The following is a 15704-nucleotide window of genomic DNA, read 5'->3' on the forward strand; positions in this document are numbered from 1 at the left end:
TCCATCGCGCGCGGAGGAACCTGGCCATGGCGATCAACGAAGACCCATCGATCGAAGCGCTGGTCGAGCGCGTGCGCGGCGGCGACCGCGAGGCGTTGGCCGAGTTCATCACGGCGCGGCGCGCGCCGCTGTTGGCCTATATCGACAAGAACCTGGGCGCCGCGCTGCGGACCAAGATCGAGCCCGAGGATGTGCTGCAGGAGGTGAGCGCCGAGTCGGTGCGGTCGCTGACCAGCGCGCCGCTGGAAGATCGTGATCCGTTTGGTTGGCTGTGCCAGATTGCGCAGCGGCGGATGATCGACGCGCATCGGCGGCTGTTCGGCGCGCAGAAGCGGGCCGCGGGGCGCGAGGTGTCGCTGGCCACGCCGGTGGGCGATTCGAGTCGCCGCGAGTTGATCGACATGCTGGTGGCCAGCATGACCACGGCGAGTCGGGCCTTTTCGCGCGATCAAAAGCGCATTCGCCTGGAAGCGGTCATGCAGGAGTTGCCCACCGAACAGCGCGAGGCGCTGCGCTTGCGGTACGTGTCGGGCTTGCCGTCCAAGGAGATCGCGCAGCGGCTCGGCAAGACCGATGGCGCAGTACGAGTCATGCTGACGCGCGCCTTGGACAAATTTCAAAAGCTACTTGGCCCCGACATGGCGCCTTGATCGCCGCAGCGCAAGCAACAGCCCCGCGCTGGCCGCAATGGCCAACGCGAGCGACGACGGCTCTGGCACACCGTTAAAAATCGTCGCGCCAGGAGGGATGGCAGCGAGTAGTTCCGGGGCGCCGAGTGATTTGTTGGCTGTGAGCGACGGGTTCAGAACCACTTCGATATCGGTCATGCCGGGCGTTGGAGGATGCACGATCGGGCCAGGTCCAGGAGGCACCCAAACTGTTGGGCCGGAATCGTCGATCGGAGCGACCGAATCGACTGGCGGCGTGATCGCGGGTACAGGGTCGTTGGGAGTCAGGAACGGGGCCGATTCTAGAACCGATTCCAACGATTGCCGCAGGCCGGCCATGGGATCGAAGTTGCCGGCAAGCAGATAATTGCTGCCGGCGCGGGCCACGCTGCCGCTCACCGCAAGCGGGGAGCGACTGACGATATGCCCTAGCGACAGTCGCTCGAACTCCGATCCGTCGCCGGTGCCGGCGCTAATCGCGTAGTTACCGGGGCCGCTGGTGATCGACATGCTGTTCTCGGTCCAGGGACTGGAGAAGTAGCTGTCCCACTCCATGGCATAGGCGGCTTCGGTCAGTTCGCTGAATTGCGCCGCTTGAACATCGGAGTCGACATCGATGCGGCCCAGCGCACGCTGCTGCTGGATTTCGCCATTGAAACTAAGCTCCGCAAACAGCGAGCGCTGCTCGCCATCGGCGGCGTCGACCCATAGGTCGTAACCGTAATAGCCATCGCCCAGATCGGTGACGAAGACATCAAGAATCGGGGCGGCCCGCGCCGCAGTGAGTTGCGCCACGATGCCGATCGCGACCGCGAATACGAATGCCCGATGCATGACCGGCGCCCCCAAGAGGCATGGCGCGCGACGAGCCAATCCAAGTGGCCGCGCGAGCTAATGCAAAAAAACTTCGGCCGCCGACATCGCGCGCTGTTACGCGAGGCTGCGACGACGCGGTTGACGACTCAGTTGTCGTGTGAACTGGAGCATAGCGGCAGGGTGGCTCAAAAAGCAAACGAAATTTTGCCGGCGATGCGAGTCAAACGTTCGCGGCGCGGCGTCCCGAGCGCGGAGCCAGTGGCACACAGAGGGAGGGACGCACACGGACGATGGCACATGGACGGATCAGGTGAGCAATGGAGCAGGTGAGGCTGCCCGATGGGCCGCAGGGGAAGCGGAATTGAATTGCGCTCGAAACACGAAAACAGGGGGGGGGACTCCGAAAACCCCCAGCGGCGCGCCGGGGGTATGTGGCGCAACTAACCACGCGGCAGCGGGTTGCGGTTTTCGGAGTGATGGGTTGAATTCGGAGTTTTCGGAATCGGGGTAGCGCAATTCGGTCAAATGAGAACCGCCAAAACAGCAGATGTAGTGGCCGGGCTGCGCCAGACCTCAACCGGTAGTGGTCGCAATTCGGAGTGATACTCCGAAAACGTGCGGAGGATGGTGGTGAGTGGGTAGAGGAAAGAAAACCGCAGAGGCGCAGAGACGCGGCGAGGGCGAAAGTTAGAAGAAGACCCCCTCACCAGCGGCCTGCGGCCGCTACCTCTGGCGCCTACTACGCTTCGCTGCGTGGGGGCGAGGTGGAAGAGAGGGCACAATTGCCAAAGCACAACGCTCTGCCCCTCTCTTCTCCGCGCGTCAGCGTTTCGGCGGTAGCTTTCTTCCCTAGCGACCAGCCACTAAATCATTCTCCTCCGGCTGCGCCGGTGCGCCGCGATGGCCGCCAGGCCCAGCAGCGACCAGATGGCCAAACTCGCCGGCTCGGGCACCACGCTCGTCGGTTCCAGCACAAAGTTGATCGCCTGGCTGTCGAAGCCGCCGGCCAGATCGGTCACGTTGGCGTACATGGTGTGCGGGCCATAGCTGCCAAACAGTCCCAACAGTTGCGACTCGGTGAACAGGCCCGACAGCGAGCCATTGACGGCCTCGCTCACCAGGGTGATGCCGGTCAAAAAGCCGTCTCCCACGTCGCCGCCGGTGGCGGCCGCAGTGGTGTCGAACTCGTAGAGCAGACTCTCGAAGCCGCTGATGTGGGAGTTCACCACCAGGTCGGAGTCGTTGAAGATGGCGTCGACCAGCAGGTCGCCCCCCAATTGCGGCGTGGCCGTGGCGGCGCCGACCGTGGGCGCGGCGTTGGTGTAGCCGACGGCGGCAGTGTCGACGGCGGTCTGGCCGGCGGCGTCGGTCACGGTGAGGGTGGCCGTGCCGCTGTCGGTGGTGCTGGTCAAGCCCGACCCGAGCAGCGTGAGGCTGGGGTTGGCGCTATTGGAGTTGAACGCGAAGGACTGCCAGTTGTGGGTGATCGCCTCGCCTTGCGGGTCGGCGCTGCCGGCGGAACTGAGGCCGATGCCGCTCAAGGCGTTGGAGCTATTGAACAGGTAGGCGCCGTTGGCCTCGGCGGTCGGCGGTTGGTTGACCGTCAGCAAATAGGCATGCCCCTCGCCCTGCGGGTTGATGCCCAACCCCACGATCTGTCCCTGGGCGTTGATGTCCCACGCATTTCTCAGAGTCCAGCCGGCGCCGCTGCCGTCGAGCAGACCATTGATGTCTTGCATGCCGACGCCACCCTCCCACAGGAACGCGCGATCGCCTGTGGCGGCGTTGCTTACGCCGACTACCTGTCCAGCTTCGTTGATGCCATAGGCGCTGCTCAAATCCGATCCCCCCGGCAGATCACCCAGGTTTTGCATGCCACCGCCGCTCGTCCACAGAAACGCGCGGTTGCCCGCAGCGGCGCTGCTGTACCCCACGACCTGCCCGGCATCGTTGATGGCTTGTGCGAAACTTAAGTCCGTTCCCCCTGGCAGGTCGCCGAGGTCCTGCATGCCGCCGCCGCTCGTCCAGAGAGTTGCCCGCCCACCTGTGGGGGCAACGCTATAACCCACCACCTGCCCCGAGTTGTTGATGCCAAAGGCGGCACTGGAATCTCCTCCCCCCGGCAGGTCGCCGAGGTTTTGCATGCCGCCGCCGCTGGTCCAGAGGAACGCGCGGTCGCCCGTGGCAGCGCGGCTGTATCCCACCACCTGCCCCGCGTCGTTGATACCGAGCGCGATGCTGGAATCTCCACCCCCCGGCAGGTCGCCCAGGTTTTGCATGCCGTCGCCGCTGGTCCAGAGAAACGCGCGATTGCCTGTGGCGGCAGCGCTCTCGCCGGCCACTTGACCCAAATTATTGATGTCCCACGCCCGACTGTAACCCGCCCCCCCTCCTCCTGGCAGGTAGCCGATGTCTTGCATGCCGCTGCCACTGGTCCAAAGGAAGGCGTGATCGCTCGGGGTGTAGCTGTAGCCGACCACCTGCCCCAGGTCGTTCATGCCGAGCGCAAAACTGGTATCGAGTTCCCCCGGCAGATCGCCGAGGTCCTGCACGGTGTAGATCGCCGCGCGGGCCGCAGCGGGGAGCAGCATGCCAGCGGCCAGACAGGCCAGCCCGAGCGTGGGGATAAGAAATGAGGTCTTCAGCCAGTGGCAAGTGAAACGACGGGTCACGGTGAGGCTCCCTGTGGGCATGGTGTTCTGTGGGCGAAAAATGGTCCCCCTACAAATAAAAGGACCGGTTTCGATGACCGACCGGACGCAAAATGAGCGTAAGGGGCAAAAAAACTTCCGATTCGGGAAAAAAGTTGCCTGAGAGGGAGAAAGTGGCAAGGAGGTCGGACCATTAAGAAGGACGGGGAACCGCAAAGGCGCAGAGACGCCGTGAGGGCGAAAGTTAGAAGAAGACCCCCTCACCAGCGGCCTGCGGCCGCTACCTCTGGCGCCTACTACGCTTCGCTGCGTGGGGGCGAGGTGGAAGAAAAGAAAACCGCTGAGGCGCAGAGACGCCGAGGGGGAGGAGACGGGCTTGTTTGGTGACACGCCAGTCGGATCAGGTGAGCAGTAGAGCAGATGAGAAAGACCCCCTCGCCCCGGCCTGCGGCCAGACCTCTGGCGCCTACTTCGCTTCGCTGCGTGGGGGCGAGGTGGAAGAAAAGAAAACCGCTGAGGCGCAGAGACGCCGAGAGAGATGGAAGAGTTGGCAACTGACAAAAAAAGGGTACTCGCTCGCCGGGGCTGTGCTACCATGGCGCCGAGGGGGGATTCTTGTCTATTGCCCAGCAGGCAGGGGCCGCATTTATGCAGCCAGGCACTCACACGTCTGCCAACGGCACTGCGCGCGCCGCGGCACGGTCGGCGGAGCGGTCGTATTTCACCGCTTGCCTGTCGCAAGCCCGCGACGGCTCGCCGGCGGCCTTGGGGCAATTGCTCGAAGCGACGCGACCGTGGCTGTTGGTGTTGGCCCAGGAGAATCTTGACGACGACTTGCGGGTCAAACTGGGCGCCTCCGACATGGTGCAAGACACCTTTGTCGAAGCGCAGCGCAGCTTTCGCCGCTTTGGCGGGCACACTGAACGCGAACTGCACGCCTGGTTGTCGACCATCTTTGCCCATCGCCTGGCCAACGCCGTCCGCCGTCACCGCGGCACGCAAAAGCGGAGCACCAGGTGCGAGGTCAACGGTGGCGCCGCAGCGAGCGCGCTGGGGCGCCTGCCGAGCGACTCGGCCACGCCACGCACCAACCTGGTTGTCCAGGAAGAATGGCGCCGGCTGCAGGAGGCGATCAACAGCTTGCCCGCGACTGTGCGCGACACGCTGACCATGCGCATTTGGGGGCGCGCGTCGTTCGCCGAAATTGGCGTAGCGCAAGGCTGCACGGCCGAGGCGGCGCGGAAGCGATTCTTTCGCGCCTTTGAAGAACTGCGCGTGGTGCTCGATCCGCGGAGCTTGCGCGGATGAACGGCGACCCGGGCGCGGATTTGCCAGACGACGACGCGCTGCTGGCCGATCTGGTGACCCGCTACGACGAGTTGTTGGCTGACGAAAGGACCGGCGAACTCGACCTGACCCCGCTCGACCACGATCCGGCGCTGCGCGACCGCTGGGAAAGCGCCAAACGCTGCCTCGATCTGATCCACCGCGTGCGCGACATGCCCGCCGTGGACGACGCCCCCTCGCCGCGCGGTTTTGAGAAGAGCGACGCCGTGCTGCTGACCGGCATCAGCATGCCGGCTTCGCTGGGTCGATTCGAAATTATTCGCTTGCTCGGCGCCGGCGGGGTGGGACTGGTCTATTTAGCCCGCGATCCGCGACTGGGCCGCCGCGTGGCCGTGAAGATTCCGCGGCTCGAAACGCTGGCCAGCGACGATGCGCGGGGCCGCTTTTTGCGCGAGGCCGAGGCCGCCGCGCGGCTCAATCACCCGCATGTGGTGTCGGTGCTGGAGACGGGGCAAGAAGGGCTGTTGTGCTACATCGCGGTTGAATATTGCCCCGGCACGACCTTGGCCGAGTGGTTGCGCTCGCGGCCCGGCCCCGTTCCGGCGCGACAGGCGGCGTTGCTAGCCCGCCAGTTGAGCGACGCCGTGCAGCACGCGCACGGCCGCGGGGTGCTGCATCGCGACATCAAGCCGGCCAATGTGCTGCTCACGCAGGCGACTTCCAAGGCGAACGGCGCCGCCGAACAGGAGCTTGTGCCGAAGCTGACCGACTTTGGCATGGCCAAGCTGATCGCCGAATTGGGGGACGACGAGACGCGCACCGGCGCCACCATTGGCACGCCCGCCTATATGGCGCCGGAACAAGCGGCCGGACGGGTGCGCGAGTTTGATTCGCGAACCGACGTGTATGGCTTGGGGGCGGTGCTGTACGAGATGCTCGCGGGGCAGCCTCCCTTTCGCGGCGACAGTCCGGTCGAGATTTTGCGCCGCGTGCTGGACGACGAGGCAGCGCCCCCGCGCGGCCTGCGGGGCGAGATACCGCGCGACCTGGAGGCGATCTGTCTGAAGTGCCTGGCCAAACGTCCCGCGCAGCGCTACCAGACGGCGCAGCAATTGGTGGCCGACCTGGATCGGTTTCTGGCGGGGGAGCCGGTATTGGCTCGGCCGTCGACGGCGATCGAAAGATTCTGGAAGTGGTCGCGGCGGCGGCCGTTGGCCATCACCGCGCTGGCCATTGGCGCGTGCGCGCTGGTGGCGCTGATGGTGGTCGTGTCGCTCTACAACGCGCGGCTGAGCGCCGAGGTGGTGCGCGCGGACCACGAAGCCGAGGCCAGCCGACGGTTGTTGTATTCGGCCAACGTACAGCTTGCGCAAGATGCGCTGCGGCGCGACCACGTGCCGCAAACGCGCGAGTTGCTGGCGGCCTGCGCGCCAGCGCCGGGGCAACAAGACCTGCGCGAGTTCAGTTGGCACTATCTGCTGGCGCGCTGCGACCAACAGGCGCTCACCTTGCTGGGGCACGTGGGAGACGTCTTTTCGGTCGCTTACTCGCCCGATGGCGCGGCGCTGGCGTCGGCGGGCAAGGACGGCACGGTGCGGATCTGGGACGCGGCCAGCGGCGGCGCGCGGCATGTGCTGCGCGGGCATACGACGGAAGCGACATGCGTCGACTTCTCGCCGCAGGGAGAACTACTGGCCAGCGGCAGCGAAGATGACAGCGTGCGACTCTGGAACTGGCGCGATGGCACGCCGCTACGCCAGATCGACGCCTCGACCGACGACGTGCTGTGCGTGGTGTTTTCGCCGGACGGCCAACTGCTCGCGACCAGCGGCCGAGAGCCGGTCGTGCGCGTTTGGGACGCGGCCGATGGCACGCTGGTCAAAGAGCTTGAACTCGGAAAATCGGCCGATGAACTGGCGACAGGGCAATTTGTGATTCGCGCGCTGCGATTCGCTGCCGATGGCGGACGCCTCGTAGCGGCCAGCGAATTTGGTCAACTGTTTGTCTGGAACACGGTCGACGGGAGTCATCGGCCAGGCCATTGGCGCGAGAGTGAGCAGTTCTTCGCGCTCGCCGCGGCACGCCGACCTGCGATCTTCGCCGCGGGGGGACGGCATGAGGATATCGAGATCTACTCGCTCGACGGCGACCAATTCCGGCTGCGGAACGCGATCACCGATGCGCACATGGGATGGATTCAATCGCTAGCGTTTAGCCCAAGCGATTCGATGCTGGCCTCATCGGGCATGGATGGCGCCATTCGGCTCTGGTCGCCCGAAACGTGGCAGATTGCGCGGACCATGGTGGGACACTCGGGGCGAGTCTGGTCGGTGGCCTGGTCGCCCGATGGCGCGCGGCTGGCGAGCGCCGGCGCCGATGGTCAGGTGCGCGTTTGGGACAGCCATAATGCTGCAAAGCGTCAGTTTCCGCGCGGGGCAGTCGCCTATCGTGGTCTGGCCGATACAGGCAGCGGCGACGGGATCATTTCTTGCGATATCGAAGGGAATATTTGTCACTGGGCTGGCGCAACGCCCACGGCCACTCATGCCGGGCGGCTGATCACCGATTCGATCGACGACAGTGAGCTTTCCGCCGACCGGCGGCGACTTGCCCTGACGACCTGTTTTGGTCGGATTGAAGTGTGGTGGCTCGATCCACTGTCGCCGATATGGAAGTATCAATCGGCCGACAACGATGGCCGAGGGGAGCTGGCCTGGTCGCCCGATGGGTCGCAGTTGGCCGGACTCAAGGATCAACAGACTGTGGTGATGCTGGATGCCGCCACAGGAAAACCGCACCAAGAATTACCGCTTGGCGTCACCGTGTGGGACCTGGCTTTCTTGCCGGATGGTTCGCTGGCGATCGCGACCGCCCATGGCTTGTGCCGCTGGGATCACGCGGCGTCACGAGCGCTTTGGCGACTGGCCGGGGCGCATCATCAATTGGCGACTTCGCCCGACGGAAAGTACGTCTGCAGCGACGATCAGACGCGCGTCGAGGTGCTCGATGCCGCCACCGGCACGGCGCAATGGCGTATTGTGCCCGAGGGGGAAGTCAAGTCTCTGGCCATTTCGCCCGATAGCCGCACGCTGGCGATCGGCGTCGCGGCGCCGAGCCAGATAGAACTGTGGGATTTGATTTCCGGCCGCCAACTCATCTCCATACCCCTGCCGTCGCGACTGATCTTGCGCAAGGTCTTCTTCGCTCGTGACGGCGCGCGACTGTTGGCCGACGGCTACTTTGACGAGGAGCGAGCTGGCCAGATTCTCGAATGGTCGGTTCGGCCAACGTCTGACGCGGTCAGCAAGTGATGGCGCATGTGGCGCGAAGCGCCGGCGCTGCCATGAATTGTCTTGAGCACTGCGCGTCAAAGCGGCACGTTTGCAATAAGATGCGGCAATCGCGATATCGGCGATTGTCGGCGACCGACTTGGGGAAATAGTCTTAACTCGAAGAGGCTAAAGCAGTAACGCAAGGGGTGGTGGTTTGGCGCGTGCTTGTTTCGTCCGGCAAGGCATCTGGCTTGCTTAAGCCAGCCCACGGCTCACTGACTGAAGCTCGCCGATTTGCCCCATCGTTTCGCGCCGGAACCCTTTCAGATGTCGCGCATGCTCCACGCGCTGGCAGTTGCCGCGCTACTGTTCAACAATAGCGCCCGGCTTTCTGCCGAACCGGCGTCGATTGCCAGGCAGCGCACTGGCGCTTGGCATTGGGACGAGACGGCCAACTTTCGCGTTTACTGCCTAACTGGCAAGGAGGACGCGGGGCGACTCGCGGCGCGCTGCGAAGCGCTGCGTCAACATTTGTTTTCGCTTTGGCTAGCCGATGAATCACCGAAAGCCTGGCGATCTCGCTGCGAGGTGATCGTTTTCCCGAACCGAGATTCCTATTTGCAGGCGGTTGGCGCCGGCGCGGCGCAAACCGCGGGCTCGGCGCTGATCGAAATGGAATCGGGCAGAGTCGCCCGGCGACGAATTGATCTGCGCGGCGACCTGGGGCGAGACATGCAGAGCGCGCTCGCGCACGAGATGACACACGTCGTTATCGCCGAGCGGATTGATCGCGGCCGTATACCCGCCTGGGCAGACGAAGGGATGGCCGTGCTAGCCGATATGCCCGAAAAGCAATCTTTGCATGCGGCCGATCTGCGGCAGGGGCTGCGCTCGCGGACGACATTTCGCGTGGTTGATCTATTGAGCTTGGCCAGTTACCCGCGACCAGCGCGGATGGGCGTGTTCTATGGGCAGAGTGGCGCGCTAGTCAGTTTTCTGGTGGGGCGCGGAACCCCGGCGCAATTTGTACGGTTTATCGAGCTGGCGATCGACCACGGCTACGACCGCGCCTTGCGGGAAACGTATCAGATCGATGGGGTGGCGCAGCTTGAACAGATTTGGCAGCAGCGTCTGCGGAGGGGCGATTTACGCTTTGCCAGCCATGTGGTGGATGGGTATTGGTCGACAGCGGCCAACGGCGGAGAATAAGCAACCGTCTGAGGTTGAGCCAGCGCGGCCAAGGGGCGGCGCTTAAAGAAACGGCTGAAATTGGATCGGCGCAGCCTGCCTGGCATATAATGCAGGCGTTATGGCTTGGCGATCCCGCCACCTGCGACGCCCGCTCACGACCATGTTCGCGCTGTGCATGGTGGCGGCGCCGCTCTCACAAGTTGGCTCGGCATGTCGCCTGGCTGATTCGGCCGTCGAAAGATCACGAACGCGTTCGCTCCCAGCTTGTTGCCGTCAAGAGGAGCTGTGTTCTTGCCGCGCGGATTGCTGTGAGCATGGCACGACGCCGGCAACGCCGCAGCAGCCTGCTGGCGCGATGGATCAAGATCAGAGATTGGTCTGGTCGGCTGCGCACAGCAAGCTGGTCATCGATACGCAGGCTAGCGGGGCCCGCAGCCAGGCAGCGTTAGCGGCATTCAAGCCGCTTTTTTCCGAGCTCGCCACTCTGCAAGTCAGGCACGTGCGCATCCAGCCTTGATGTGGCCCGAGGTGCGCTCGCTCTGCGCGCCGAGCCCCACGTGTCGGCGGCTTTGGCGCGACGATTGCTGATTCAACTGATCGAGCGTTGCGCGCAGCAGTTTCGATTGCCCTCGTTTCCATTGTCCCGCCGCCGCGCCTGCCTTTGCTGCGGGGGCGGATTCATGCAGGAGAAAGATCATGTCCAAGACGTTGATTCCATTATTGGTTGCGGGCTGCTTGACGATCTTTGGTGAAGCGGCTTTTGCGCGTGGCCGCGGCTGCTATTGCTACGCTCCGTGCTGCCCGCCGGTCGCCGTTGCAGCGGCGCCCGTCGCGCCGGCGCCAGCTCCCGCTCCCAGCGCAGCGCCCGGCGTGGCACAGGCGCCGCGTCGAGCATATCGCAGCTACTCGTATGCGCCGACACTATCCGCGGAGCCGGCCACCAGTGGATCGATGGGCGGCTATCGCAGTTACTATCGAGGCGGTGGCAGTGGCTATAGCTCCGGCGGCGTACGCAGCGCGGGATCGAAGATTCTCGGCAATTACGGACGCTAGCCAGCCCGCATTCCCGGCGGCGAGATGGTGATGCCAAGAGCCGTGGTCCTGGTTGGCCACGGCTCTCCGTTTTGTCAGCGCGCGGGCGCTGCTTTCTTCGCGGCGAACGGCTCGAAGACGAACTCGTCGTCGCGATAGTCAAGCCGCACGCCGGTCCCTTCGCCAATTTCGCCGCGCAACATCTCGGTCGCCAGCGGGTTTTGCACCTGCTGCTGGATCACCCGCTTGAGCGGACGAGCGCCGTAGGTCGGGTCGTAGCCGCGATTGGCAATCTCGGTGACGGCGGCGTCGGTGAACTCGAGCTCGATCTCCGACTGGCCGAGCAGCTTTTGCAGCCGTTTGAGCTGCAACAGCACAATCTGGCGAATCTGGTCGCGTTTGAGCGGGTGGAAGACGATCACCTCGTCGACGCGATTGAGAAACTCGGGCAGAAAGTGCGCTTGCAGCGATTCTTGCACCGCGGAGCGAATCTGCGCTTCGCTCCCTCCTTCGCGCGAGATTTCTTGTATCGCCTGGCTGCCGATGTTCGAGGTCATCACCACGATCGTGTTGGTGAAGTCCACGGTATGGCCTTGGCTGTCGGTCAGCCGACCGTCGTCGAGCACCTGCAACAACACGTTGAACACGTCGCGGTGCGCCTTCTCGATCTCGTCGAGCAAGATGACGCAGTACGGACGGCGGCGGACCGCCTCGGTGAGCCGGCCTCCCTCTTCGTAGCCCACGTAGCCCGGCGGGGCGCCGATAAGCCGGCTGACGGTGTGCTTTTCCATGAACTCGCTCATGTCGAGCCGGACCATGGCGTTCTCGTCGTCGAACATGACCTCGGCCAGGGCCTTGCACAACTCGGTTTTGCCGACGCCGGTGGGACCGAGAAAGATGAACGAGCCGATCGGCCGGTTGGGATCTTGCAAGCCCGAGCGACTGCGGCGCACCGCGTTCGACACGGCCTCAACCGCTTCGTCTTGATTGATCATGCGCTGATGGATGCGCTCTTCGAGCACGAGCAGCTTGGCGCGCTCGGTCTCCATCATGCGCGTGACGGGGATACCGGTCCAAGCGCTGACCACTTCGGCGATTTCCTCGGGACCGACTTCCTGACGCAGGAGGCGGCGGCCCTCCTTAGGCTCGGCGACCGGCGCGGCCTGCTCAATCTGCTTTTCGAGCTGGCGCTTTTCGTTGTCGAGCTCATAGAGGCGTTGATACTCGTCCTCGCCGATCCGCTGGAAGGTGGTTTGCTTCTCCTTGATGGCGGCGCTCAGTTGGTCGTACTCGCGCTCAATTTCCTGCATGCGGCGGCGCACCTGCTGCACGTCGCCCAGGCCGTGCTTTTCCGACTCCCACTGCTCGCGCAGGTTGGCGAGTTGCTTGCGCAAGTCGGCCATCTCGTCTTCGATTTCCACGCGGCGGTCTTGCGCGTGCTCTTCGGTCTCCTCGGCGAGCTGGCGGTGGGCCAGCTCCAATTGGGTGAGCCGGCGCTGCACCTGGTCGATCTCGGTGGGCACGCTTTCCAACTCCATCGCGATGCGGCTGGTGGCCTCGTCGACCAGGTCGATGGCCTTGTCGGGCAGGAAGCGATCGGTGATGTAGCGGTCGGCCAGCTTGGCCGCGGCGACCAGCGCCGAGTCTTTGATCTTGACGTTGTGATGCGCCTCGTAGCGGGCTTTGAGCCCGCGCAGGATGGCGATGGTGTCGTCGACCGACGGCTCGCCCACGTAGACCGGTTGAAAGCGGCGTTCGAGCGCGGGGTCTTTTTCGATGTACTTGCGATACTCGTCGAGCGTGGTGGCGCCGATACAGCGCAGATCGCCACGCGCCAGCGCCGGCTTGAGCAGGTTGGCCGCGTCGCTGCCCCCCTCCGCCTTGCCGGCGCCGACGACGGTGTGCAGCTCGTCGATGAACAAGACCACTTCGCCCCCCGAGCCCTCCACTTCGCGCAGCACGGCCTTGAGGCGTTCTTCGAACTCGCCGCGGAATTTGGTGCCGGCGACCAGCGCGCCCATGTCGAGCGCGATGACGCGCTTGTTTTTGAGGCTTTGCGGCACATCGCCCTGAATGATGCGCAGCGCCAACCCCTCGACAATGGCGGTCTTGCCGACGCCGGGCTCGCCAATGAGCACCGGGTTGTTCTTGGTGCGCCGCGAGAGGACTTGAATCACGCGGCGGATTTCCTGATCGCGACCGATCACCGGGTCGAGCTTGCCTTGATTGGCCCGCTTCACCAGATCGATGCCGTACTTCTCCAGCGCCTGGAACTTTTCTTCCGGGTTTTGATCGCTGACGCGGTTGTTGCCGCGCAGCCCGCGCATGGCTTCCAAGATTTCTTTTTCGCCAATGGCGTTGAGCTTGAGGATGTTCTTGGCCTTGGAGTCGACCTTGGCCAGCGCCAGCAGCAGGTGCTCGGTCGACACATAGTCGTCCTTCATCGCGTCGGCTTCGCGCTGCGCGGCTTCCAAGACCTTCATCAGCCCTTCCGATCCCTGCGGCGGGGCGCCGCCGGAGATCTTAGGCAGATGATTCAACTCGCCATCCACCGTGCGCTGGAGTTGCTGGCGATTGGCGCCGATCTTGTCGACAAGCGGCCGGACGACCCCTTGGTCTTCATTCAACAGGCTGGCCAACAGGTGCAAGGGATCGATCTGCGGATTGCCGTGGCCTGCGGCCGCTTCTTGAGCGCCCTGCACCGCCTCTTGCGCCTTGATGGTGAGTTTGTCCATGCGAAATGCCATGTGCTGCTCCTTCCGGTCGAACGTGCGGCGAGCCATTCAAAGCGGCGCGCCGCTCGAACAGTTCCGATTGCGATGTGGATTGGCTGGTTGATCGATTTGCTGGTCGTCATAACGACCGCGGCCCGAGGGTTTGATCCCACGGGCCGCGGCGAGGTTCAATTTGCGGGCCCCCTCGTCCATCTGGCCGAGGGAAGCGAGATCATTTCTTCACCTCGAACTCCGCGTCGATGGCCTCGTCGTCGCCGCCATCCGACCCGCGACCGGCGCCGCCGTCGCCCCCTGGCGCGCCAGCGGCGGCCTGCTCGGCCCCCTTGGCGCCCTCATAGAGCGAGCGACTCAGCGCGTGCGACGCTTGTTCAAGTTCGCTGACCCTGGACTTGATCGCCTCGGCATCCTCACCCTTGGCGGCCTCGCGAACGCGCTCGATCGCGTCGTGCACGGCCTTCTTGTCGGCTTCGCCGAGCTTGGCGTCTTGCTCCTTGATCAGCTTTTCGGTTTGGAAGCAGATGGCGTCGGCCTGGTTGCGCATCTCCGCCAGCTCGCGCTTGCGCTTGTCGTCGGCGGCATGCGAGTCGGCGTCCTTGCGCATCCTGTCGATCTCAGCGTCGTTCAGTCCGCTCGACTGCTCGATGCGCACCGTCTGCTCCTTGCCGGTGCCCAGCTCTTTGGCCGCGACGTTCAAGATGCCGTTGGCGTCGATGTCGAACTTGACCTCGATTTGCGGCATGCCGCGCGGCGCCGGCGGAATGCCTTCCAGGTTGAACTGGCCGAGCAACCGGTTGTCGGCAGCCATCTCGCGCTCTCCTTGAAAGACGCGAATGGTGACCGCCTGTTGGTTGTCGTCCGCCGTGCTAAAGGTTTGCTTCCGCTCGGTGGGAATGGTGGTGTTGCGCTCGACGAGCTTAGTGAAAATGCCGCCCAGGGTTTCGATGCCCAGCGACAAGGGAGTCACATCGAGCAACAACACGTCTTTGACCTCGCCCGCCAACACGCCGCCTTGAATGGCCGCGCCAATGGCGACGACTTCGTCGGGATTGACCCCCTTGTGCGGGTCCTTGCCAAAGACCTTCTTGACCAGTTCCTGCACCTTGGGAATGCGGGTCGAACCGCCGACCAACACCACCTCGTCGATGTCGCCCGGCTTGAACTTGGCGTCGTCCAAAGCGCGCAGCACGGGACCGCGGCAACGCTCGACGAGCGGATCGACCAACTGCTCGAACTTGGAGCGGGTGATCATCATCTGCAAATGCTTGGGCCCGGAGGCGTCGGCCGTGATAAACGGCAGGTTGATATCGGTCTGCGCGACGGAGCTCAACTCCTTCTTGGCCTTTTCGCAGGCCTCTTGCAGGCGCTGCAGGGCCATCGTGTCCTTGCGCAGGTCGATGCCGTGTTCTTTCTTGAACTCGTCGGCGACGTAGTGGATGAGCACTTCGTCGAAGTCGTCGCCGCCGAGATGAGTGTCGCCGTTGGTGCTGACCACGCGGAACACGCCATCGGCCACTTCGAGCACGGAGACGTCGAACGTGCCGCCGCCGAGATCGAAGACCACGATCTTTTCGTGCTCCTTCTTTTCGAGACCATACGCCAGCGCGGCCGCCGTCGGCTCGTTGATGATCCGCGCAACTTCCAAGCCGGCGATCTCACCAGCGTCCTTGGTGGCCTGGCGCTGCGAGTCGTTGAAGTAGGCGGGCACCGTGATGACCGCCTTCTTGACTTTGTGGCCCAGATACGACTCGGCCGCTTCCTTCAACTTGCGCAGCACATAGGCCGAAATTTCTGGCGGCGTCATCGTCTTGTCGCCGGCCTTCACCTTGACATAGTCCGACGCGCCCCCCACCACCTCGTAGGGAACCATCTTCTCTTCCGACTGCACCTCCTCGTGCCGCCGTCCCATGAAGCGCTTGATCGAGTAGACCGTGCGCTTGGGATTGGTGACCGCCTGCCGACGGGCAGGCTCGCCGACCAGGACCTCGCCCTTGTCGGTGAACGCCACCACGCTGGGGGTGAGTCGATTCCCTTCCGCGTTGGGAATGACTTTGA

10 protein-coding genes are annotated in these 15704 nt (G+C 64.1%); 5 read left to right on the plus strand and 5 right to left on the minus strand.

The features are described from left to right. The first annotated feature begins 26 nt into the window (after nucleotides 1–26). A complete protein-coding gene (locus K1X71_16745) occupies nucleotides 27–650 on the plus strand; it encodes a sigma-70 family RNA polymerase sigma factor (protein MBX7074791.1) in 624 nt (207 codons plus the stop codon). Here K1X71_16745 and K1X71_16750 read toward each other — a convergent pair. Next, nucleotides 624–1502, minus strand: a complete 879-nt coding sequence (locus K1X71_16750; protein ID MBX7074792.1) for a hypothetical protein — start codon at nucleotides 1500–1502, stop codon at nucleotides 624–626. The two genes, K1X71_16745 and K1X71_16750, sit on opposite strands and share 27 nt — an antisense overlap. 845 nt (nucleotides 1503–2347) lie before the next feature. Next, a complete protein-coding gene (locus K1X71_16755; GenBank protein MBX7074793.1) occupies nucleotides 2348–4156 on the minus strand; it encodes a hypothetical protein in 1809 nt (602 codons plus the stop codon). Between the two features lie 627 nt (nucleotides 4157–4783). Here K1X71_16755 and K1X71_16760 point away from each other — a divergent pair. From K1X71_16760 to K1X71_16770, 3 genes are all read left to right on the plus strand, one after another. Continuing rightward, nucleotides 4784–5443 carry a sigma-70 family RNA polymerase sigma factor gene (locus K1X71_16760; GenBank protein MBX7074794.1) on the plus strand — a complete coding sequence of 220 codons (660 nt, stop codon included), beginning with the start codon at nucleotides 4784–4786 and terminating at the stop codon, nucleotides 5441–5443. After that, nucleotides 5440–8733: a protein kinase gene (locus tag K1X71_16765; protein MBX7074795.1), complete on the plus strand. Its 3294-nt coding sequence runs from the start codon at nucleotides 5440–5442 to the stop codon at nucleotides 8731–8733. Before K1X71_16760 ends, K1X71_16765 begins: the two co-directional genes overlap by 4 nt. Nucleotides 8734–9021: 288 nt before the next feature. Then, nucleotides 9022–9903: a hypothetical protein gene (locus K1X71_16770; protein ID MBX7074796.1), complete on the plus strand. Its 882-nt coding sequence runs from the start codon at nucleotides 9022–9024 to the stop codon at nucleotides 9901–9903. A gap of 473 nt (nucleotides 9904–10376) precedes the next feature. On the opposite strand, the gene K1X71_16775 is transcribed toward K1X71_16770, so the two are convergent. Further along, a complete protein-coding gene (locus K1X71_16775; protein MBX7074797.1) occupies nucleotides 10377–10589 on the minus strand; it encodes a hypothetical protein in 213 nt (70 codons plus the stop codon). Between K1X71_16775 and K1X71_16780 the strand changes: the two genes are divergently transcribed. After that, nucleotides 10582–10938 carry a hypothetical protein gene (locus K1X71_16780; GenBank protein MBX7074798.1) on the plus strand — a complete coding sequence of 119 codons (357 nt, stop codon included), beginning with the start codon at nucleotides 10582–10584 and terminating at the stop codon, nucleotides 10936–10938. The genes K1X71_16775 and K1X71_16780 overlap by 8 nt on opposite strands. A 74-nt stretch (nucleotides 10939–11012) precedes the next feature. Here the strand turns inward: K1X71_16780 and clpB are convergent, their stop codons facing one another. Continuing rightward, nucleotides 11013–13664 carry an ATP-dependent chaperone ClpB gene (gene clpB, locus K1X71_16785; protein ID MBX7074799.1) on the minus strand — a complete coding sequence of 884 codons (2652 nt, stop codon included), beginning with the start codon at nucleotides 13662–13664 and terminating at the stop codon, nucleotides 11013–11015. 199 nt (nucleotides 13665–13863) lie between these two features. Then, on the minus strand, nucleotides 13864–15704 hold a 1841-nt coding region (gene dnaK / locus K1X71_16790; GenBank protein MBX7074800.1), incomplete at its 5' end, for a molecular chaperone DnaK.

Source organism: Pirellulales bacterium (assembly GCA_019694455.1).
Classification (GTDB): Bacteria; Planctomycetota; Planctomycetia; order Pirellulales; family JAEUIK01; genus JAIBBY01.

Coding starts and splice junctions, on each gene's coding strand:
- K1X71_16745 (MBX7074791.1), top strand. CDS start 27: ATGGCGATCAACGAAGACCCATCGATCGAAGCGCTGGTCGAGCGCGTG.
- K1X71_16750 (MBX7074792.1), bottom strand. CDS start 1,502: ATGCATCGGGCATTCGTATTCGCGGTCGCGATCGGCATCGTGGCGCAA.
- K1X71_16760 (MBX7074794.1), top strand. CDS start 4,784: ATGCAGCCAGGCACTCACACGTCTGCCAACGGCACTGCGCGCGCCGCG.
- K1X71_16765 (MBX7074795.1), top strand. CDS start 5,440: ATGAACGGCGACCCGGGCGCGGATTTGCCAGACGACGACGCGCTGCTG.
- K1X71_16770 (MBX7074796.1), top strand. CDS start 9,022: ATGTCGCGCATGCTCCACGCGCTGGCAGTTGCCGCGCTACTGTTCAAC.
- K1X71_16780 (MBX7074798.1), top strand. CDS start 10,582: ATGTCCAAGACGTTGATTCCATTATTGGTTGCGGGCTGCTTGACGATC.
- clpB (MBX7074799.1), bottom strand. CDS start 13,664: ATGGCATTTCGCATGGACAAACTCACCATCAAGGCGCAAGAGGCGGTG.